This is a genomic window from Bartonella sp. AA56HLJMS (genome assembly GCF_042197145.1).
Taxonomy (GTDB): domain Bacteria; phylum Pseudomonadota; class Alphaproteobacteria; order Rhizobiales; family Rhizobiaceae; genus Bartonella.
Map to the genome: position 1 here is coordinate 1 of NZ_JBHIRL010000096.1, position 813 is coordinate 813.

Below are 813 nucleotides of genomic sequence, written 5' to 3' on the forward strand. Positions count from 1 at the left end.
TTTAAGACACGGCTTTTGTTTGCAACTGGAAACTTATACATTTTAAATGTTAAAATATATTACACAAAACGTGTAAAAATGCAAGCCTTAATACATAAAAACCGCATCAAAATGAATTGATACGGCTTTTATTATCAAAACAGCTAGCGATCTAAATAAACGATTAAAAGAAATAACCGAAATATAAAAGAACGTCTCTTTATTGCACAAAACGTATCAAAAAGCAAGCTGTTAAGTAAAATAAAAATGGGATTCACACTGTAGATTCAGTGATTTATAATTATCATTTATCAAATCAATTTAAATCATAATGAATAAAATGAACGCTGTTAATTTACCTTCTTTTCAAACAGAAGAACAATCTTCTTTTCGTCAACTGCCCCATAATATTGAAGCAGAGAAAGCTTTGCTGGGTGCTATCATTATCAATAATAATGCTCTTGATAGCGTTTCTGATTTTTTAAAAGCAGAGCACTTTTTTGAACCGTTGCATCAAAAGCTTTTTGATATCATTTCACAAATTATTCAAAATGGAAAAGTTGCAGATCCCATTACTATTAAGCCCTTTGTTGAAAATGATGCGAAAATTGGTGACATCACTGTATATAATTACGTGGTGCGTTTAGCTAAAGAAGCTGTAACAATCATTAATACTAAAGATTATGGGAGCGTCATTTATGATCTGTTTATCCGACGCTCTTTAATTAACCTTGGCACTCAAGTTGTGAATAGAGCTTATGATGTTTCTGTAGAACTTACAACATCACAACAAATTGAAACTGTTGAAAATCAGTTGTTTGAATTGGCAGAAAA

1 protein-coding gene is annotated in these 813 nt (G+C 30.8%); it reads left to right on the forward strand.

The genetic code is table 11. From position 1 onward, the window contains the following. Positions 1 to 310: 310 nt before the first annotated feature. A partial coding sequence (locus ACFINI_RS10055) for a DnaB-like helicase N-terminal domain-containing protein (protein WP_375648052.1) occupies positions 311 to 813 on the forward strand: 503 nt, incomplete at its 3' end.